The organism is Acinetobacter sp. YH12236, assembly GCF_013417645.1.
GTDB lineage: Bacteria > Pseudomonadota > Gammaproteobacteria > Pseudomonadales > Moraxellaceae > Acinetobacter.
The window spans coordinates 91,822-112,702 of record NZ_VPDM01000001.1 but is presented as its reverse complement, the minus strand read 5'-3'; the positions used below and the strand labels follow the sequence as shown (position 1 = coordinate 112,702).

The following is a 20,881-nucleotide window of genomic DNA, read 5'->3' as shown; positions in this document are numbered from 1 at the left end:
CAATTTTATGAATCTGACTGAATGGATTATTTCTGTCATGGAACAGCTGGGCTACTGGGGCATTGCCTTGCTCATGTTTCTTGACAATGTCTTTCCCCCGATCCCCTCTGAAATTATTATGCCTTCTGCCGGCTATTCCGCATCTCAAGGAGAATTACTGCTGGTTGGAGTCATTATTGCAGGCAGTATCGGTTCGTTATTGGCAGCGGCATTGCTCTATTGGATTGGCTATAAATTTAACCACGACAGTATTTTCAGATTCATAGACCGATATGGAAAATTCTTGTTTATCAAATCTGAAGACGTGAAAAAATCTCTGGAATGGTTCGAGCAGTATGGACACCGGATTGTATTCTTTGGCCGGATGGTTCCGGCAGTACGTTCCCTCATCAGTATCCCGGCTGGCATGAGCCATATGCCTTTCTGGAAATTCATGTTCTATAGTGGACTAGGTACTGTTATCTGGACCACGTTCCTGGCCTGTGTCGGTTTTTATTTTGGTGAAAATCAGGAATTGATGCACAAAATCTTCAGTCAGGTCAGTTATGTGATTATTGCGATTGTCGTGATCATCATGGGCTGGGTTTTATACCGTAGACATCAACGTAAAAATCGTCCATCCTGAAGAGACCTCAGCATAAGGAGGCTAAAACGATGTCGCACTATCTTAAATATTTTGCCACCGTTTATCTGACTCTGGTCTTAATAGTCGGCATACTCATCTACGTGTTCAATCTGGGCGCCATTCTGCTGATTCCTGCCCTGATTGCCTCCGCCTTTCTCAGCGCCCGATACTTTGTGAAAAAAGAACTCCGACTACCCACCCAGGAAGAGAAAAGCAGACTGGTCTGGGGTTCCACGATTATTGCCATGACCTTTGGATTTATCTTTTTGTTTATAGTGATCTGGCTGCATCCACAGACGGAGGAAATCTATAGAAGGATGCCTTATACAGGACGCGGGCCAAATTCGTTTCTGGTAGCTGCAAGTATTGCCTTACATGCCTTGCTGTTGCATATCGCCTACAATGGCTATGCGCGTTATAGCTTGAGCAAGCGTACGGGTGCCGATCATAAACCTTAGACTAGGTAATTAACTAGTCCAAACGTTGTACAAAACACCTGAGCTAAAAAAAGCACCTGACGGTGCTTTTTCATGGCGGGGCATGACTTATTCTGGTGTGTGGTACATCAGATATAATTCATTCAAGTTTTCTGGAATCTCTTCTGCAAGCTCATCCATTAACTGACCATTGCGACGGAAAGATTCCATTTGCGGATCTTCTTCATCGATGCCACTGAATACCATAATTGGCAGCGTTAAATCGACCAACTGTTCTTCAAATTCTTCTGTAAACCAGGCTTCTTCGTTCAGGAACATGGCATCTACAAAGCCCACACTCCAGTCACCTAGACTTGATTCGGTATCTGCTTCTTCAATTTCAAATGGGAAAGTGATCCCTTCTTCATTGGCCAAGCTTTGACGGATTGACTCTAACCATGCTTTAACCTGATTGATGATTTCTGCAGGCACTTTTTTCTGGTTGCCTTCAAAAAGTTCATCCATCCATTTGTCAAATTGCGGGCCTACTGCGATAGCACATAAGAAACCATGAGTTGCCGCAAAATCCAGACCATACTCATTTTGGTCGCCGTCCAGATATTCACTCAACAGGTCTAAATCTAAAGCACTCATTTAACATCCAAACTTAGAAAACCGAAAGGATTAGCATAGCATTTATTCAGGCTATGCTAAATCTGAATTCGTTAATCTTCGTCGTCAAAGTCGTCATCATCGTCGAAGTCATAATCAAAATCTTTGAGTTCGCGTTCCAGACGGCGTTGCGAGAGCAGATCATCAATTAAACGACGTTTTTCCAACGACTCTTTCGCACTTAGCTTACTCGATGCCTCATCGAAATTAACATCATCATCACCGTAGCTATCATCTAGTTCAAAATCTGTCGAAGACACTAAAACTACCTCGTAGTGAAAAATGTAAATGGGTCTAGGCGCTATTTATCTTGCCTTTAAAAACTTGTCAAGTTTTATTTATATATTTTGTATGTTTATACTAGTTAGCTCTTGTTTTTCTACAGCATAATTGTGTATTTATTAGCTGGTTAGATAGTGAACGCTTTTTATCCCATGGATGAGGGACGTTTCTAAAATTAGATTGGGAAATACACTTGAAAAGATAAACTTAGACCCAATATCGATATTCAATTGTTATTCAAACATATTTATAAAATCATGCTTGACTGATCAATTCCAAAACTATTTCAGGTGAATTGTGCTATCATGCACGGTTTTTCACTGCCACAGATTCAACGAAGAGTAAGCAAAGATGAGCGATATGACTTCCCCTACTTCTCAAGTAGCGGCTCTGATTAGCCGAGGCAAAGAACAAGGTTACTTAACCTTCGCTGAGGTTAACGATCATCTCCCGGACTCCATCACAGAAAGCGAACAGATTGAAGATATCATTCAAATGCTGAATGATGTGGGTATTCCTGTCCATGATCGTGCGCCTGAATCTGATGATGCAATGTTCGAGGATACTGCAGAAGCTGCTGATGAAGTTGCAGAAGAAGAAGCTGCGGCTGTACTTGCATCTGTAGAAAACGAACCAGGTCGTACGACTGACCCTGTACGTATGTACATGCGTGAAATGGGTACCGTTGAACTTTTAACGCGTGAAGGCGAAATTAGCATTGCAAAACGCATTGAAGAAGGTATCCGAGACGTTCTTCACTCTATTGCTTACTGGCCGAATGCTGTAGAAGTTGTACTACAAGAATACAAAGATTATGAAGCTGGCGAACGCCGCCTTGCTGACATTCTGTCAGGTTATTTAGACCCTGAATCAGATGAAGAAATTCCAGAAGTGCTGGAAGAAGTCGCTGAAATCGAAGAAGATGAAGAAGCAACGACCAAGTCAACCAAAGATGTAAAACTGGATGATGACGAGGAAGATGAAGAGTCTGATAGCGATGACGATTCTGAAGGTGACTCAGGCCCAGATCCAGAAATTGCCAAAGTTCGTTTTGCCGAACTTTCAGATGCCTGGAAAAATACCAAAGCGGTACTGGAAAAACACGGCCGTAACAGCAAAGAAGCAGAAGAAGCACTTCAAGCGCTTGCAACTGTGTTCATGATGTTCAAGTTCACGCCGCGTTTGTTCGATATCATTTCTGAAATGATTCGTGGTACACATGACCAGATCCGTGGTGCAGAACGTGAAGTGATGCGTTATGCCGTCCGTCGTGGCCGTATGGACCGTACCCAGTTCCGTACTACTTTCCCGGGTCAGGAATCGAATCCAGCCTGGTTAGATGAGCAAATTGCGAAAGCGACTGCTGATCAGAAAGCTTATCTGGAAAAAGTACGTCCTGACGTATTGGCCTTCCAGCAAAAAATTGCAGATATCGAAAAAGATCTTGATCTTAAAGTTCGTGACATCAAAGACATTGCCAAACGTATGGCAGTCGGTGAAGCGAAAGCGCGTCGTGCCAAGAAAGAGATGGTTGAAGCAAACTTACGTCTGGTGATTTCGATCGCGAAGAAATATACCAACCGTGGTCTGCAGTTCCTAGATCTGATTCAGGAAGGTAACATCGGTCTGATGAAAGCGGTAGACAAGTTTGAATACCGTCGTGGTTACAAGTTCTCGACTTATGCCACCTGGTGGATTCGTCAGGCGATCACCCGTTCAATCGCGGATCAGGCACGTACCATTCGTATTCCAGTGCATATGATTGAAACGATTAACAAGATCAATCGTGTATCTCGTCAATTGCTTCAGGAAATGGGCCGTGAACCGACACCGGAAGAACTGGGCGAACGTCTGGAAATGGACGAAGTGAAGGTTCGTAAAGTACTGAAAATCGCTAAAGAACCGATTTCGATGGAAACACCGATCGGTGATGATGAAGATTCGCATTTGGGTGACTTCATTGAAGACAGCAACATCACTTCACCAGTGGATGCTGCTACTTCAGAAGGCCTGAAAGAAGCGACTCGCGAAGTACTGGAAAACCTGACTGAACGTGAAGCGAAAGTCCTGAAAATGCGTTTCGGTATCGACATGCCAACGGATCATACTTTAGAAGAAGTCGGCAAACAGTTCGACGTAACCCGTGAACGTATCCGTCAGATTGAAGCGAAAGCACTGCGTAAGTTACGTCACCCTTCCCGTTCTGAACACCTGCGTTCATTCCTGGAAAATGATTAAGATTTAATACAATTTTGGAGACTTGAAATTTCATCTCTCGTCTCCATTTTGTATTGCAATACACCCAAACGCCTGCGCTATGCAGGCGTTTCGAATAGGGGGACTACATGTTAGACCGCACACCATCTCGTGAACTCCGCGAAGATCTTTGGGTTTTTCCAATGGATTACCCAATCAAACTCATTGGCCTTGCAGGTGAAGAACTGCTGAATGCGGTCGTTGAGATTTTCACCAAACATTTTCCTGACTTTGATGGCGATAGCGTAAGCATCACTCCATCCCGTACTGGTAAATATCATTCGATCACTGCTCAGCTACGCTTCCTTGAACTGGAACAGGTGCATGCCGTATATGCTGATCTTGCAGCTTGCCCACTAATCAAGACTGCACTTTAAGATTATTCTGCTCCAACCTTGGCAAATTAAAAAACACGCTTTCGGGCGTGTTTTTTATGTGTGTGACTAGCTCACCAACAATTACTACGAATCTCTCCCCTATCTATTGCTGAAATCATTATAATTATTTGCAGTATGATCTAATTTTCTAAGGACGCACACTGTGACAGCTGCGGTTCAAAAACCCTCCCTGATTATCCGTCAATATAATAACCTGACTCCCTACGAAGACCGTTTTCTGGAAATGAAAAGCTTCACGGAAAACCGTGATGAAAATACGCCTGATGAGTTATGGATTTTGCAGCACCATGATGTACTGACCCAAGGTCAGGCCGGTAAACCGGAACATATCCTGATTCCAACTGATATTCCTGTCATTCAAACCGACCGTGGTGGTCAAGTCACCTGGCATGGTCCTGGTCAGCTCGTCGCATACTTTATGTTTGACCTGAACCGTCTGGGCTGGAATGTCCGTACATTGGTGTCTTATGCCGAAAACCTGATGATTGAACTACTTAAAAAGCATGAGATTGAAGCCTATGCCAAACCCGATGCTCCGGGCGTCTATGTGAATGAACGTAAAATTGGTTCTCTCGGCTTTAAAATCCGTAAAGGCCGTAGCTATCATGGCTTATCTTTAAATATTGATTGCGACCTGACTGGTTTCCATACCATCAACCCGTGCGGCTATGCAGGCCTGGAAATGGTGCGAATTAATGACCTCGTCAGCAACCCGCCAAAGTTTAATGACTTGTGTGTTGAAATTATTGAAACTTTAAGCAGCAGCGGTTACTTTAAGCAGGTGAACGTCGAGCAAAGATAAAGCCTTTGCATTTTAACAATAAATAAATTAGAGTAATTACTCTAAACCAATAATATCAAGATAGGGATCATCACGTGATTGCGACAAAATCCGTAAAACCCGCTTTGCAGCTTGCCTATGTCAAACTGATGATGGATATCATTGGCCGTGGCCTGGTCATGGCAAGTCAGGTAGACCCAGAAATCAAACAGGAAGTTGCCCAGTTTCCCGCCAATTTTAGGCTTTCAATGAATGTTTTTCCACATGGCCCGGCCTTCGTTGCCCGGGTCACGGAACAACATCAGCTGGAACTGGTCAAAGAAAGCAATATCAAGCCAGACCTGACCATTACCTTTAAGCATCTGCATCATGCCTTTCTGGTGTTTTCCTTTCAGGAAAGCACGTCTCAGGCCTTTGCCAATGACCGCATGATTGCCGATGGTGATATTTCCTATGCGATCCGTCTGGTACGTTGCCTGAACAAAATGGAAGCGCTGATCTTGCCGAAAATGGTGGCGCAACTGGCAGTAAAAGAATACCCGAATAATCTGGGACTCAAAGATAAAATCATGGAAGCGAGCAGCATCTACTTAAAAGTCGCTCAATCTTATTTGAAACGGAGTGTATAACATGGCAAAACCTTATTATGAATTTTTCTGCCCAGTCAAAGTAATTGCTGGTCATGCCGCGTTAGAACACATTCCTTTTGAATTGGCCACTTTAGGTGCCAAACGTCCACTGATCATTACCGATAAAGGTGTACGTGCCAATAACCTGCTGGCGCCGATTGAAGCTGCTTTTGAATCGACCGATGCCAAAATTGCAGCGATTTTCGATGATGTACCGCCAGATTCCAGTTTAGGTACAGTGCGCAGCGCAGCACAGCTTTATCGTGATCATGATTGCGATGCCATTATTGCTGTTGGCGGCGGTTCAGTGATTGATACCTCAAAAGCGACCAATATTTTGGTCTCTGAAGGTGGTGACGACTTACTCAAATATTCTGGTGCGCATAACCTGCCTAAACCGCTGAAGCCATTTTTCGTAATTCCTACGACTTCTGGTACCGGTTCTGAAGTGACCATGGTTGCTGTGGTATCGGATACCGAAAAGAATGTGAAAATGCCATTCGCATCTTATTATCTGATGCCGCATGCAGCGATTCTGGATCCACGTATGACTCAGACCCTGCCACCGCATCTGACTGCCATGACAGCCATGGATGCGATGACACATGCTGTAGAAGCCTACACCTGTATGGCAGCCAATCCAATTTCAGATGCTTATGCCACAGCTGCCGTGAAAAAGGTCAGTGCCAACCTGTTTAACGTACTCGACAACCCAACTGATGCCCAAGGTCGTCTGGAGCTGGCTCAGGCCTCTACCATGGCCGGAATTGCCTTCTCCAATTCAATGGTGGGTCTGGTGCACTCCCTTGGACATGCTCTAGGTGCAGTCGCGCATTTGCCGCATGGCCTATGTATGAATCTGTTCCTGCCTTATGTACTGGAATACAACAAGGAAGTGAATGGCGACAAGATTGCCGAGCTGCTGCTGCCATTGGCGGGTGCAGACATCTATGCACAAACACCAGCACACTTACGTGCAGACAAGACCATTGCTACAATTTTAACCATGCGTGATCGAATCTATAGCTTGACCAAATTACCGCGCACATTAAGTGAAACAGGTAAGATTTCTGAAGCACAGCTGGATGAAGTTGCTGAAAAAGCATTAAATGATGGTTCCATCATTTACAACCCAAAAGAAGCCAGTTTGGAAGATTTGAAATCTATCTTAAAAAAGGCTTGGTAATTACTGAAAAATAAGCCAATATAGCGAAAAATTTAAGCCTGATGTTTTTTTAGACATCGGGCTTTTATCTTGCAGGAAATCGCCGTTTTTTGCTTCGAATGGCACATTTCGTGCAGGCCTAAATTCAAAAAATAGCTAGTAAAAGCCGTAATTTTAAAGTAGATTGGCGCGCTTTTATAGAAAATTGTAGGGGGGATCGTTCGTCTCAAACGATCCTTATTAAATATGACTGATCCTTGATCAACGATTAAGAGGATAACGCCGTTGACAAATTTCTCTGGGACTCAATCGGCAGCTAAACTGCAAAAAACGCTAGGGCTCTGGCACATCATTATTATTGGTTTAGCTTACATTCAACCAATGACCTTATTTGATACTTTTGGTTTGGTATCTGAAGAAAGTCATTTGCATGTTCCTACTTCTTACATCATTGCCCTAATTGCAATTTTGTTTACATCGATCAGCTATGGTCACATGATTCGCCGCTACCCTTCTTCGGGTTCGGCCTATACCTATGCCCAAAAATCGATTCACCCGAATATTGGCTTCATGGTGGGCTGGTCTTCCTGGCTGGATTATCTGTTATCACCAATGGTGAACATCATCCTGGCAGTGATCTATCTTGAAGCACTGTTTCCTGATGTGAACCACTGGGTCTGGGTAATCGTGCTGACTGCCTTCATGACCGGGGTAAACCTGCGCGGTGCACGCTTCGTGGCAAACTTTAACAGTTTGATCGTACTGGTACAGTTACTGGTGATCGGTATCTTTACCTGGATGGTCTTTACCAAACTGCAGGCCGGTTTCAATGCTGATGGTCCGATTACAGCTGAACAGCGTTACCAGCTTTGGAGTCTTGAACCGTTCTGGAATGAACTGACTTCGGTAGGCGCCCTGATTACTGGTGCGACCTTACTGTGCTTCTCATTCACCGGTTTTGACTCTTTAAGCTCTCTGGCAGAAGAAACCAAAGATACTGAAAACACCTTGCCTAAAGCGATTTTCTTGACTGCTTTAATCGCTGGTGTGATTTTCATTATCAGCACTTATTTCATGCAGCTGTACTTCCCTTCTACACCGGGTTCTTACTTCAAGAATATTGCTGAAACTCAGCCAGAAATTCTGCTTCTTGTAGGCGGCTCACTGTTCCAGTCTTATGTTCTGACTTTTGCGATCATTACCGTAATGGCGTCTGGTATCTCTGCTCATGCAGGTGTATCTCGTCTGATGTATGTCATGGGTCGTGATGGCGTGATCAACAAGAAAATCTTTGGTCATATCAGTCCGAAAAGCTATACGCCAAACTACAACATTCTGATTGTAGGTGCAGTGGCCTTAACTGCTGGCTTCATGGATCTGGATATCGTGATTTCGATGATCAGCTTCGGTGCCTTGACTGCGTTTACATTCGTGAACCTTTCAGTAATTTCACGTTATGCACTGCGTGATGGCCGTACTAAAACTGCGAAAGATATTTTCAGCTTTGTGGTCATCCCGATGCTTGGTTTTATCAGTATCTTTGCGATGTGGTTGGAAATTGAAGAAACTGCACTGAAATACGGTTTATGGTGGGCGATGTTCGGTATTTTGTACCTCGGTTATAAAACCAAGGGCTTTAAGCACCCTGCTCCACAACATAACGAGTTTGAATAATCGATATTGTTCATACCTAAAAAGGCGCTTTATGCGCCTTTTTTTATTTTCTTGGATAATAGACTGAGCTTATTGTAGGCGACAATCAAAACCCATCTGGGTATTTACCCGGTTATTCTGAAAGCCCAGTTTTTCAATAAACAGATCACGATTGGATAATAGTTTCTGATCTTCCGGACTGAGTCGAGCCTTGTTTTTCACTGCCATTTGATACATTTCATTCACCACGCCCTGAAAAATATCGCAAACTTCCTGACGTTTGGCAGGTTTCATCTGACGTCCACGCCAAGTCCACTCGAAATCATCACGGCTAAGGGTTTTACCCCACTGCTCAATGCGGCTATTCAAGCGCTGTTGCATCGCTGCCAGCCCTTGGCGGATTTCTTCCTGAGTAATGGGCTGAACTGTATCTTGTAATGATACTAATTGCTGTGGCGCTTCTTGAGCCTGTGTCATCATGCTGGCCAGCAACAACGTACTACAGCCTGCTAGAATCCATCCTATTTTCACATCTTGTTCCTTTTTTCTACATTCTCAAGAGCTTATCTGCTAGATTACCTGAAAGAACAAATATGTACCTGCATCTGTTACATAAAATAAAAAAGCTGCCCTTAGGCAGCTTTTTAAATCGGTACGATGAACTTAAAGCGGTTTAAAATCCTGCTGACGCCATGCTTCATAGACAATCACAGCAGTCGCATTAGACAAGTTTAAGCTGCGTGAATTCTCTGCCATTGGCAGACGAATCCAATGCTCTTTCGGGAACATCATACGGACATTTTCTGGCAAGCCACGAGTTTCTGGTCCCATCAACAAGGCTACAGAACGATTTAGATCTGAGGTATGCGGGGTTTCAAAACCTTTGGTGGTCAGCGGATAAACTGCATCTACACCTACGCCCTTAGTAGCCAGATCGGCCAGACAGTCATCAATATTTTCCCAAATCTGCATATTGGCATATTCATGATAATCGAGACCGGCACGTCTTAGTTTTTTATCATCCAGTTCAAAGCCAAGTGGCTTGACCAAATGTAACTGTGCTCCCGTATTTGCGCATAGGCGAATAATATTACCTGTATTGGCAGGAATTTCAGGTTCATATAAAACAACATGGATCACAGCTTTTCTCTACTTTTGGGAGTCCAATGGCCGTTTAGGACCACTTCAATTTTTCACGTAAACGCACCACTTCACCAATAATGGTCAAGGTTGGTGCCTGAATATGGTGCTCATTCACTTTCGATGCAATATCTTGGAGCGTTCCCACCACGACTTTTTGCTCTGGTGTGGTGCCTTTTGAGACTAGGGCTACTGGCATATCTGGACGCTGACCATGCTCAATCAATTGTGCACAGATTTTTTCCAGTCCAACCAGTCCCATATACAGTACTAAGGTCTGGTTTTCATAGACCAGTTCATTCCAAGGCAGCTCTGGTGAACCTTCTTTTAAATGACCTGTCAGGAAGCGCACGCTTTGCGCATAATCACGATGAGTGAGCGGAATACCAGCATAAGCTGAACAGCCTGAAGCTGCAGTAATGCCAGGCACGACCTGAAAGGCCACGCCAGCAGCAAACAGCTCTTCAATCTCTTCACCGCCACGGCCAAAGATAAACGGATCACCGCCTTTTAGACGACAAACGCGCTTGCCTTCGCTGGCATATTTCACCAGTAAGGCATTAATTCCTTCTTGTGGCACTGCATGATTAGACCGCGCCTTACCGACATAGATCTTCTCTGCATCACGGCGACAGAGATCCATGATTGGTGCAGAGACCAAACGGTCATAGATCACCACATCGGCTTGTTGCATCAAACGTAAGGCTTTTAGCGTCAATAACTCTGGATCACCCGGTCCAGCACCGACCAGATAAACCTCACCTTTTGGCTTTTGCCATTCATTTAAAGCTTGTTCAATCAGACGGTCAGCTTCAGCCAGATTGTCATTAAATACCTGTTCTTTCAAAGGACTGGCATATAAATCTTCCCAGAAGATACGGCGTTCATCGGGATTAGTGATCTTGGCTTTAACTGCACTACGCCACTTACCAGAGAACTCAGCCAGTTTACCCATACCATGCGGAATGGTAGCTTCAAGCTGAGTACGGATCTGACGGGACAATACCGGTGAAGTACCGTTACTCGCGACTGAAATAATCAGTGGTGAGCGGTCGATAATCGCTGGTACCATGAAACGGCAATGTGGTGGATCATCAACACTGTTGACCAGCACATTTTCAGCTTCACAGTCTTCAAACACCTGACGGTTGACTCGAGCATCATTGGTCGCTGCAATCACCAGACGGTAGGAACGTAGAGGAATTTCAGAATTGAAAGGTGCCTGAACATATTGACCGGCGGTCGCTTGAACAATCTCAAGCAGACTCGCTTCGATCTCAGGGGCAACCACCGAAATGACTGCCCCTGCTTTCTGTAGCAATACCGCTTTACGGTATGCAATATGTCCACCACCGACAATCAGACAAGGTTGCTGTTGCAACTTTAACGAGATTGGAAAGATATCCACAAAATGCCTCAAAAAGTTTTAAATCTGACTGTCTAAGCAATTTTCATGCACATTTTGGTGCATACACCGACATTTAGTCGATATAAGTTGCACCACCCATATACGGACGCAGTACTTCAGGGATCTCAATTGAACCATCAGCACGTTGATAGTTTTCCATGACCGCCAGTAAAGTACGACCTACAGCCAGGCCTGAACCATTCAACGTATGCACGAATTCAGTTTTTTTCTGGTCAGCACGGTAACGCGCTTTCATACGGCGTGCCTGAAAGTCCCACATATTTGAGCAAGATGAAATTTCACGATACGTATTTTGACTTGGCACCCAGACTTCAAGGTCATAGGTTTTGCATGCACCAAAGCCCATATCACCACCACACAGAATGATTTTACGGTATGGCAGACCTAATGCCTGCAAAATACCTTCTGCATGACCAGTCAACTCTTCCAGTGCCTGCATAGAGTCTTCAGGTTTTACAATCTGCACCATCTCAACTTTGTCAAACTGGTGCTGACGGATCAAACCACGGGTATCACGGCCATAAGAGCCAGCTTCACTACGGAAACATGGGGTATGTGCTGCATATTTTAGTGGCAGACGGTCAGCATCAATGATTTCATCACGCACGAAGTTGGTTACAGGCACTTCAGCCGTAGGGATCAGGTAGAATTCTTTCTCACCTTGCAGCTTGAACAGGTCTTCTTCAAATTTTGGTAATTGACCAGTACCACGTAGAGAATCTGCATTCACCAAATAAGGAACATAGGCTTCGGTATAGCCATTTTTAGTGGTATGCGTATCCAGCATAAACTGGGTAATCGCACGTTGCAGACGCGCTAAAGGACCTTTCAGAACGCTGAAACGTGAACCGGTCAGTTTGGTCGCAGTTTCAAATTCCAGACCGCCCATCATTTCGCCCAAGTCAGTATGGTCTTTGATTTCAAAATCAAATTCGCGTGGTGTACCCCATTTCAGGACTTCCACATTGTCATTTTCATCTTTACCTTCAGGTACAGATTCATCTGGAAGGTTTGGAATAGACAGTGATTTTTCTTCCAGTTCAGCTTGCAGTTCAGCCAGAGCAGCTTCAGCAGCCTTAATTTCATCACCAATCGCAGACATGCGTGCCATAATTTCAGAGGCATCGCCACCTGCTTTTTTGATCTGACCCACTTGCTTGGCACCGGCATTACGCTCAGCTTGCAAGGATTCAGTTTTGGATTGAATCTCTTTACGTCGAGCTTCTAATGATGCCCACTCCTCAACATTCAGTTGAACACCACGTTTTGCCAAGGCTAAATTTACAGCCTCAATATTATTTCTAAGTAATTTCGGGTCGATCATAGCCAATCTTTGGATAAGAAAAAAACTGGCTATAGTGTAAGCTCTTAACGTCAAAAAATACAGTGACTGACCTACCGGCTGGAGTTTATTAGCGCAATATTTAAAGGCTTGTTTGAGGCAGAAGCGATAAATATTCAGGCCGGATGATCTCGCTTAATGCTGTATAAGGTACTTTTAATTCTGCCATGTCACTGATTGGCTTACTCAACTCACCTGCCGGATAAACCAGTACCAAGCCCTGACCGTCAAAATAATAATTGTCGCTCAATGCTAATTTCTGCTGGGTGATTTGATAGCGATCTAGCCAGTCTTTATTTGCTTGATATAGAGCCTGTTTCAGTTTTTCATCTGTATTACCGCGCACAACCTGATGAAGAGCTAGACGTTTCTTCTGTTTTATATCTAGATTGACATATTCACTATGAGATTGTGACTGGGCACGTTCAGGCTGATGAGTAGTTTTGAAGATAAAAGTAGCTAGATGAGCATGCTGATTCAGGTAACTCACCTGAATGGAACGCTGATCAATAAATTTCGGCTCATCCTTTGCTTTAATTTTATTACTGGTCACTTTGCTAAAAGCGACCGGCTCAGTACGCTGGATCCGCTCCATAAAATACTGATCAATCCAGCTGATATTGGTATCTACAGTCTGCAAATCAAAACGCACACAACCTTCGATTTCACACACGACCTGATTAGCATCTTTAACCGGAATTGTTTTGGACTGAATTTGCCCCGTGTCTTCTGATTGCGCGGATGTAGTGACTGAAGAGGTTTGAGGCTGACAGGCAAATAGCCCAAGATTCAGACATAAGATACAATCGATCCAGCCTATTTTACATGAAGTCATTTTCATCCTGAGCTCCTAAAATTTTGCAATTTCATTGACTCAACTTTTGTTTATTCTAAAACGCCCGAACTTCCAGATATACGCTAACCTTGTAATGACTCCAAATCCATCCCGATCAGGAACAAAAAAAAGCAACCCGAAGGTTGCTTTTTTATTTAGGGTGTATTGATGCTTACTGATCAATAATGTCTGTGCCCTTTGGCGGAGTAAAGTTAAACGTAGATGCCGGAATCGTGGTATTCAGTTTTACATTACTAAATTTAATATTCGTAGTCTGGCCTAAGGAATCTTGCAAAATCATCAAGCTAGGCGCTTTGTTCGCACCAAAACTAATAGTCAGGCTTTCAAACACCCCATCGGTATTTTTCGGATAAAGCGTGTAATAGGTTTTAGCTTTATTCGGCTGAGTTACGCGATAAGATTGCATAATCTGGCTGGTATTGCCGGACAATAATAATGCCGGTGTATTTGCCACTTGATCGTCTAGACTCTGACGCACTGCTTGCTGCAAGTCTGGATCATAGATCCATACGGTTTTACCTGTAGTGGCAATGGTCTGTTTAGATGGACTAGAAGTTTCCCAGTAGAATTTACCTGGACGCGCCACCTTCATCACACCTTTAAAGGTCTGGTTCATGTGCTGGGCGGTTAAGCCTTTTTTCTGGGTCGCTTTCGGATTCGTGACTTTAGTGGTTTGTTCAAAATTTGCAGTTAAGCTACGGATATTGCTGAGCTGTTTCACCAGATTCGCAGTAGCTTGCTGCTCCGTCGCTGCAGTTGCGGCAAATACAGTCGTGCTCATGACAGGTGCCAGTGTCGCCGTACCGATTGTTATGGCACATACAGTTTTACGAAGCATACTCATAATCTCACCTTTTTGTATTTGCATATTGCTATTTATCTAATGGCTCATATTAAACCAATTTCTCGAACTAAGATGATAGAAAATAAGAAGTTTTGTATTGTTATTAATGCAGAATTCCTGTTTTTATTCATCATGATGAAGATTCAATAGTGATATTTACATTCGCTGTCACAGCTTTATAAGCCGATAAATCTTCATGCATAAAAAAACCCACAGAAACTGTGGGTCTTTTTTCTATTTCAGCAAATTATGCTTCAACAGATACGTAGCGACGGCCAAATTGACCTTTCACTTCGAATTTTACTACGCCATCAGCAGTAGCAAATAATGTATGGTCACGGCCCATACCTACGTTTTGACCAGCGTGGAATTCAGTACCACGTTGACGAACGATGATGTTACCTGCAGTTACAGTTTGGCCACCGTAAACTTTAACACCTAACATCTTAGGATTCGAATCACGACCGTTCTTAGTCGAACCACCGGCTTTTTTAGTTGCCATGTCTATTTACTCCTAGTAATTAGCCTGAGATACCAGTAATTTTCAACTCAGTGAACCATTGACGGTGACCTTGTTGTTTACGGTAGTGCTTACGACGACGCATTTTGATGATGCGGATTTTGTCGTGACGACCATGGCTAACTACTTCTGCAGTTACTTTAGCGCCAGCTACAACTGGAGCACCGATTTGAATGCTATCACCGTTTACAAGCATAAGTACGTCATCAAACGTAATTGTTGAACCAGTTTCAGCTTTCAATAATTCAACTTTAAGGGTTTCACCCTCAACTACACGGTGCTGTTTACCACCGCTTTGGATTACTGCGTACATAATGTACTCCAAACATGCCCGTGTCGACGTGCCGATAAAGGAATATATCGATCTTAAAACGCGCGCCACTGGGGGTTATACAAGGGCAAAGATTTTAAGGGATATTATAAGAAACAACAAGCCATTTTAAGGAAATAATCATGAACTCCATTACAAAGCCTATAAATCATTAAATTATTCATTCAAAATCAAAGATTAATACCGGATATACTGACCAAAAAACGCTGCTCAATTCCGAGTTTTCCAGCTGCCTGAGAATGTTTAGAAAAAAACTTTAGCGGAAAGATATTGTTCATTTTTTAAATGTCAAAATTTAGGCTAAACTCAAAGAAGTGCTATAAAAAGCTGATTTTTAGTGGAGTTTGTGCTTTTCTTAGCTTTCACTCATGTTATAAATTGTTAAACTACCCGCTGCGATTTACCAAACTAGAGGTTTTCTTTCACATGGCCATCGACTTTAAGCAAGATATTCTCGCTCCTGTTGCTAACGACTTTGCTGCGATGGACACATTCATTAACGAAGGAATTACCTCAAAAGTAGCGCTGGTGATGGCGGTCAGCAAGCATGTGGTTGAAGCTGGCGGCAAGCGTATGCGCCCCATCATGTGCCTGTTGGCAGCAAAAGCCTGTGGTGCCGTAGAACTGGAACAACATCGCAAACTGGCCGCCATTATCGAAATGTTGCATACGGCAACTCTAGTTCATGATGATGTTGTGGATGAGTCAGGCTTACGCCGTGGCCGTCCAACCGCTAATGCCACCTGGAACAATCAGACAGCTGTGCTAGTGGGTGATTTCCTAATTTCGCGTGCCTTTGATTTGTTGGTCGACCTTAACAATATGACCCTGCTCAAAGACTTCTCTACGGGTACCTGCGAAATTGCCGAAGGCGAAGTTCTGCAACTGCAATCGCAACATCAGCCAGAAACCTCAGAAGAAACCTATTTGAGCATTATTCATGGCAAGACTTCTCGCCTGTTTGAACTGGCGACCGAAGGTGCCGCTATTCTTTCCGACAAGACTGAGTTCCGTGAACCGTTACGTAAATTCGCCGGTCACTTCGGTAATGCTTTCCAGATTATTGATGACATTCTGGACTATACATCTGATGCTGAAACCCTAGGTAAAAACATCGGTGATGACCTGATGGAAGGCAAACCGACCCTGCCATTGATTGCTGCCATGAAGAATACTACAGGTGAATCACATGAAATTATCCGTCGCAGTATTGCAACGGGCGGAACAGATCATTTGGCAGAAGTCATCAAGATCGTAAATGATTCTGGCGCCTTGGATTATTGCCGCCAGCGTGCAACTGAAGAAACAGAAATTGCAATTCAAGCCTTGAATGCACTACCCGATTCAGAGTATCGTCAGGCCCTCGTTAATCTAGCCAAACTGGCTCTTCACCGGATTCAATAGCCGCTTACCTCGCCTATGCATATTAATTTTCTTGATATTTTTCAAAGCATGCAGCACCAGCTTGAACAACCACAAGCGGTGCTGGATGAGAATCTGCTCATCCAACTTGTAGAACGTATACGCCCAGAAGACAGCAGAAATACAGAAGAAATCGAAACAAAATTTAATGCATTTATCCGGGCTTTACTGCTCACTCCCAATGCAGTCTTAACCTTACAAAGTTTCACTTTAAGAGTTATCAATCGTTATAAACAAGCCAGCCTGTTTTCCGATACCGGGATTCTTTCTTTGGATGGTTTCTGGAACCAGCTGAATCAGCGAATCGGAGCGCATATCCTGCCGGTGATTCCAGATCATCTGCAGCTTCAGGAATTGTTCCGCAAAATTTTCTATTTACGCACCGATAAATACTGGCTGGATTATTTTGATGAAGCGGATTGGCAGCGACTTTTTGCTGTTGTGAATCAGGGTCATTCTAATCAGGTAGAAAAAACCCGAATCAAAGATCAGATCATTAAAGCACTAACCATTCTGTCCTACCGCGTGAGTGGGATCGGTTTGCATCCTGAATTTATCAATGCCCAGCCTGAGCTCATGGAATATGAATCACCTTTTCTGGTGCAAAACCGTGAGATTATTGAATTTATCCAGGAATATAAAAAACGCTATAACACTGTAGAACTGGTGGATGCGATTACACCGCCAGATGCCTCGCAAGCCCTGGTGATGCTGGAGCAGTGTCATGATGTTGTTGCCAAAATTCGCCGCTCTACCAAACGGATTGGGGTCAGTGTCAGCCTGACCTATATGCTGGCCTTGCTGGAACAGTGTCTGGAACGGATTGAAATCCTGCTGAATATGGTGCTGGATGACGATGACCTGCGTTACCAGTCCATTGGTCTGTTTATCGCAGATATTACCGAAGCGATTTATAGCGAACGCAGTGTACGTGCCTTACTGACTACCAATAGTGAACTCCTGGCTTTGCAGGTAACTGAAAATGCCAGTAAGACTGGTGAACATTACGTAAGTACCGACAAGCAAGGCTTTCTGGCCATGTACAAATCGGCAGCCGGTGCCGGTGTCATCATTGCTTTTATGGCTTCGCTGAAAGTTTTAATGGCGCGTGTCACCATGGCACCTTTAATGCAAGCCTTTAGCTATAGCATGAACTATTCGCTCGGTTTTATGCTCATTCATGTGCTGCACTTTACCGTTGCAACCAAACAGCCGGCGATGACCGCAGCTGCACTGGCTTCTACCGTACAACAGCGTAAGGGTTCGAAAACCGCCCAGATTGCTGAACTGGCTGCACTGATTGTGAATATCATTCGGACCCAGTTTGTCGCGATTCTTGGGAACATTTCAATCGCAATCCCGGTTGCAGCACTGATTGCCCTGATGTGGGAGTTTGCCCTACATGAGCCATTAATGACGCATGCCAAAGCAGCTAAAACCTTATATGACCTGAATCCATTTACTTCTTTGGCAATTCCTCATGCAGCAGTGGCTGGAGTATGTTTGTTCCTGTCAGGCCTATTAGCCGGTTATTTCGATAATATGGCAGTGTATCGGAAGGTTGGTCCTCGTCTGAGAGCTCATGTGCGCCTGTCGCAACTGATGGGACAAGAACGTTTACATCGATTTGCCGATTATATTGAACGTAATCTGGGTGCACTGGCGGGTAATTTTATTTTTGGGGTTATGCTGGGCAGTATGGGTACCATCGGTTTCATTCTCGGTCTGCCTTTAGATATTCGTCATATTGCCTTTGCCTCTGCCAACTTTATCCAAGGACTGATCAATATCAATGGTCCAGATATTGGACTCATCATTATCTCTTTCTTGGGTGTTCTGCTGATTGGCCTGACTAACCTTTTTGTAAGTTTTAGCCTGACCATTATTGTGGCATTACGCGCACGACGGGTGCGTTTCGAACAATGGAAACCGCTCGCTAAACTGGTCATGACCCACTTTCTTACTCGCCCAAGTGAGTTTTTCTGGCCGCCGAAGCAAACCATTGAAATTGACGAAAATCATACATCCACAAAACTGTAAAATTGCGAGAATATTTGGGCATTTAGGTACAAAATCCCATAAATAAAAAATGGAATTTGCATAAAATACGCACTCTTGAAAAAAAGTGTACTGGCAAGTACACTTTAGCGCAGACAGTTAACCGGTTGAATAACGGTTAAAAGGACAAGGATTTTTGGCATGCATTACTTGTTACTTATTGTCGGAATTTTATTTTTAATTTTCAGTGTGTTATTTCTTGATATTGCAACTTTAAGCCAGTTAGATGTGCTTGCAATAGAATGGATTAGCGGCTATCGCACAGAATTTTTAAATCAAATTAATCAGTCCTTATCAGTGATAGGTGGCATGCCATTTGTATTATTTTTATCCACACTATGGTGTATTTTTCTACTGTGGTATAAAAAGTATGCAAGCGTAATTTTTATATGTATCGGAATTATCGGAGGAATTCTCCTAGGCTGGCTTTTAAAATTCAGTATTGCCCGACCTCGACCAGCAGAGTCTTTTCATCTGGTTGAAAGCTATGGAAGCTCCTTCCCGAGTGCCCATAGCGTCTATGCAGCCTGTCTCGGCTGTCTGGCAATATTCATATATCGGCAACATCCCCGACATACCATCATCTGGATGGGTGCAGGTGCATGGATGCTGATTATGGGTATTTCAAGAGTTTATCTAGGTGTACATTTTCCTTCAGATGTCATATCCGGCTGGAGTATAAGTTTTATTTGGATTTCGTTGTGGTATATGGTCTGGATCAGATATTGCACGGCTCACAAATAAAAAAATTTAGATAAGAATCCAATTGAGGTGGAACAATGATGTCTGCAAAGCTTTGGGCACCCGCCCTGACTGCTTGCGCATTAGCAACAAGTCTTGCACTTGTTGGTTGTAGCAAAGATCCTAAAGAGGGCCAGCAAGCTGGTGCTCAGCAGCAAATGCCACCGACTGAAGTCGGTATTCTTGTTGCACAGCCACAAAGTGTCGAGCAGTCTGTAGAGCTCTCAGGTCGTACAACAGCATTTGAGATTTCTGAAGTACGTCCACAGGCTAGTGGTGTGGTGCTTAAACGCTTATTCACTGAAGGTAGCTATGTCCGTGAAGGTCAGGCACTGTATGAAATCGATTCAAGCACTAACCGTACTACTGTCGATAATGCTCGTGCTGCGATTGCCCGTGCTGAAGCGAATCTAGGTGTATTGCGTGTTAAAGAAGGCCGTTACCGTCAACTGGTCGGTACCAATGCCATTTCTAAACAGGAATACGATGACATTGCAGCACAGGTCAAACTGGCTGAAGCTGATTTGAATGCAAACCGTGCAACTTTACGTAATGCTGAAATCAACCTGGGCTATTCAACCGTACGTGCCCCGATTTCTGGTCAAACTAACCGTTCTTCGATTACGGCGGGTGCGTTAGTGACTGCAAATCAGACAGAACCACTGGTTACGATTCAGCGTCTAGATCCAATCTATGTAGATATCAACCAATCCAGTGCTGAACTGCTGCGCCTGCGTCAACAGCTAAGCAAAGGCAACCTCAACAGCTCAAACAACACCAAAGTGAAGTTAAAGCTTGAAGATGGCAGCATCTACCCTGTCGAAGGCCGTCTTGCATTCTCGGATGCCAGCGTGAACCCTGAAACAGGTACTGTGACTTTACGTGCAGTATTCCCGAACAAGAACCATTTACTTCTGCCAGGTATGTTTGCCACAGCGCAAATCGTACAGGGTGAAATTCCAAATGCCTTCATGATTCCACAAGCGGCGTTAACCCGTACGCCTACTGGTCAAGCCATGGCGATGCTGGTGGGTGCTGATAATAAAGTGACTCCACGTCCAGTAACGACAGTCGGGACTCAAGGCAGCAACTGGATCGTAACCGAAGGTCTTAATCCGGGTGATAAAGTGATTGTTGACGGTATTGCTAAGGTAAAACCTGAACAGCAAGTGGTGCCTAAACCTTATCAACCTCAAGCGGCTGCCCCACAAGGTGCTGCTCAACCAGCTGCACAGCAACCTGCAGCAGATGCAAAAAAGGCAGATGATGCAAAGAAACAACCTGAACAAAAACCTGCTGCAAATGCATAAGGAGTAATGGT

Annotated in this window: 22 protein-coding genes; 12 read left to right on the top strand and 10 right to left on the bottom strand. The window is 44.0% G+C overall.

What is annotated here, in order from left to right; all coding sequences use genetic code 11:
* Positions 1-7 precede the first annotated feature (7 nt).
* A complete protein-coding gene (locus FTV14_RS00550) occupies positions 8-625 on the top strand; it encodes a DedA family protein (protein ID WP_159123451.1) in 618 nt (205 codons plus the stop codon).
* A gap of 29 nt (positions 626-654) precedes the next feature.
* A complete protein-coding gene (locus FTV14_RS00545; RefSeq protein ID WP_166137855.1) occupies positions 655-1,083 on the top strand; it encodes an ABZJ_00895 family protein in 429 nt (142 codons plus the stop codon).
* A gap of 87 nt (positions 1,084-1,170) precedes the next feature.
* Here FTV14_RS00545 and FTV14_RS00540 read toward each other — a convergent pair whose 3' ends face one another.
* Entirely contained in the window at positions 1,171-1,695 is a 525-nt protein-coding gene (locus FTV14_RS00540; RefSeq protein ID WP_004784868.1) for a YecA family protein, read from the bottom strand.
* 71 nt (positions 1,696-1,766) lie between these two features.
* Entirely contained in the window at positions 1,767-1,973 is a 207-nt protein-coding gene (locus FTV14_RS00535) for a PA3496 family putative envelope integrity protein (RefSeq protein ID WP_004784869.1), read from the bottom strand.
* Between the two features lie 373 nt (positions 1,974-2,346).
* On the opposite strand from FTV14_RS00535, the gene rpoD reads away from it, so the two are divergent.
* The 6 genes from rpoD to FTV14_RS00505 all read left to right on the top strand — a co-directional run bounded on the left by rpoD (position 2,347) and on the right by FTV14_RS00505 (position 8,898).
* Positions 2,347-4,233 carry an RNA polymerase sigma factor RpoD gene (rpoD, locus tag FTV14_RS00530; RefSeq protein WP_004784872.1) on the top strand — a complete coding sequence of 629 codons (1,887 nt, stop codon included), beginning with the start codon at positions 2,347-2,349 and terminating at the stop codon, positions 4,231-4,233.
* A 107-nt stretch (positions 4,234-4,340) separates the two neighbouring features.
* Entirely contained in the window at positions 4,341-4,628 is a 288-nt protein-coding gene (locus FTV14_RS00525; protein ID WP_004784874.1) for a YbeD family protein, read from the top strand.
* A 163-nt stretch (positions 4,629-4,791) separates the two neighbouring features.
* Entirely contained in the window at positions 4,792-5,451 is a 660-nt protein-coding gene (gene lipB, locus FTV14_RS00520; RefSeq protein ID WP_159123448.1) for a lipoyl(octanoyl) transferase LipB, read from the top strand.
* A 74-nt stretch (positions 5,452-5,525) separates the two neighbouring features.
* The gene (locus tag FTV14_RS00515; protein ID WP_159123447.1) at positions 5,526-6,059 is read left to right on the top strand and encodes a hypothetical protein; all 534 of its coding nucleotides are present in this window, start codon (positions 5,526-5,528) and stop codon (positions 6,057-6,059) included.
* Position 6,060: 1 nt separating this feature from the next.
* Positions 6,061-7,245, top strand: a complete 1,185-nt coding sequence (locus tag FTV14_RS00510) for an iron-containing alcohol dehydrogenase (protein WP_034170151.1) — start codon at positions 6,061-6,063, stop codon at positions 7,243-7,245.
* 264 nt (positions 7,246-7,509) lie between these two features.
* Entirely contained in the window at positions 7,510-8,898 is a 1,389-nt protein-coding gene (locus FTV14_RS00505) for an APC family permease (RefSeq protein ID WP_004784881.1), read from the top strand.
* A 69-nt stretch (positions 8,899-8,967) separates the two neighbouring features.
* Here the strand turns inward: FTV14_RS00505 and FTV14_RS00500 are convergent, their stop codons facing one another.
* The 8 genes from FTV14_RS00500 to rplU all read right to left on the bottom strand — a co-directional run bounded on the left by FTV14_RS00500 (position 8,968) and on the right by rplU (position 15,321).
* The gene (locus FTV14_RS00500; protein ID WP_171521858.1) at positions 8,968-9,357 is read right to left on the bottom strand and encodes a hypothetical protein; all 390 of its coding nucleotides are present in this window, start codon (positions 9,355-9,357) and stop codon (positions 8,968-8,970) included.
* Positions 9,358-9,540: 183 nt separating this feature from the next.
* On the bottom strand, positions 9,541-10,017 hold the full coding sequence (locus FTV14_RS00495; protein ID WP_166137859.1) for a tRNA (cytidine(34)-2'-O)-methyltransferase: 477 nt from the start codon (positions 10,015-10,017) through the stop codon (positions 9,541-9,543).
* 34 nt (positions 10,018-10,051) lie between these two features.
* Positions 10,052-11,425 carry a siroheme synthase CysG gene (gene cysG / locus FTV14_RS00490; RefSeq protein WP_166137861.1) on the bottom strand — a complete coding sequence of 458 codons (1,374 nt, stop codon included), beginning with the start codon at positions 11,423-11,425 and terminating at the stop codon, positions 10,052-10,054.
* 73 nt (positions 11,426-11,498) lie between these two features.
* Positions 11,499-12,770 carry a serine--tRNA ligase gene (gene serS, locus FTV14_RS00485; protein WP_005236894.1) on the bottom strand — a complete coding sequence of 424 codons (1,272 nt, stop codon included), beginning with the start codon at positions 12,768-12,770 and terminating at the stop codon, positions 11,499-11,501.
* 100 nt (positions 12,771-12,870) lie between these two features.
* A complete protein-coding gene (locus FTV14_RS00480) occupies positions 12,871-13,629 on the bottom strand; it encodes a DUF3298 domain-containing protein (protein ID WP_166137863.1) in 759 nt (252 codons plus the stop codon).
* 166 nt (positions 13,630-13,795) lie between these two features.
* The gene (gene lolA, locus FTV14_RS00475; protein ID WP_004784895.1) at positions 13,796-14,488 is read right to left on the bottom strand and encodes an outer membrane lipoprotein chaperone LolA; all 693 of its coding nucleotides are present in this window, start codon (positions 14,486-14,488) and stop codon (positions 13,796-13,798) included.
* Between the two features lie 247 nt (positions 14,489-14,735).
* Positions 14,736-14,990, bottom strand: coding sequence for a 50S ribosomal protein L27 (gene rpmA, locus FTV14_RS00470; RefSeq protein ID WP_004784896.1), 255 nt, complete (start codon positions 14,988-14,990; stop codon positions 14,736-14,738).
* Between the two features lie 19 nt (positions 14,991-15,009).
* Positions 15,010-15,321 (bottom strand): 50S ribosomal protein L21, encoded by a 312-nt coding sequence (rplU, locus tag FTV14_RS00465; RefSeq protein ID WP_004784898.1) that lies wholly within the window; start codon positions 15,319-15,321, stop codon positions 15,010-15,012.
* 444 nt (positions 15,322-15,765) lie between these two features.
* Between rplU and sdsA the strand changes: the two genes are divergently transcribed.
* The 4 genes from sdsA to FTV14_RS00445 all read left to right on the top strand — a co-directional run bounded on the left by sdsA (position 15,766) and on the right by FTV14_RS00445 (position 20,870).
* Positions 15,766-16,743, top strand: coding sequence for an All-trans-nonaprenyl-diphosphate synthase (gene sdsA / locus FTV14_RS00460; RefSeq protein WP_004784900.1), 978 nt, complete (start codon positions 15,766-15,768; stop codon positions 16,741-16,743).
* Between the two features lie 15 nt (positions 16,744-16,758).
* A complete protein-coding gene (locus tag FTV14_RS00455) occupies positions 16,759-18,801 on the top strand; it encodes a site-specific recombinase (RefSeq protein WP_159123405.1) in 2,043 nt (680 codons plus the stop codon).
* A gap of 159 nt (positions 18,802-18,960) precedes the next feature.
* Positions 18,961-19,563, top strand: a complete 603-nt coding sequence (locus FTV14_RS00450; protein WP_159123404.1) for a phosphatase PAP2 family protein — start codon at positions 18,961-18,963, stop codon at positions 19,561-19,563.
* A 35-nt stretch (positions 19,564-19,598) separates the two neighbouring features.
* Positions 19,599-20,870: an efflux RND transporter periplasmic adaptor subunit gene (locus FTV14_RS00445; RefSeq protein WP_179992619.1), complete on the top strand. Its 1,272-nt coding sequence runs from the start codon at positions 19,599-19,601 to the stop codon at positions 20,868-20,870.
* Positions 20,871-20,881: the final 11 nt, after the last annotated feature.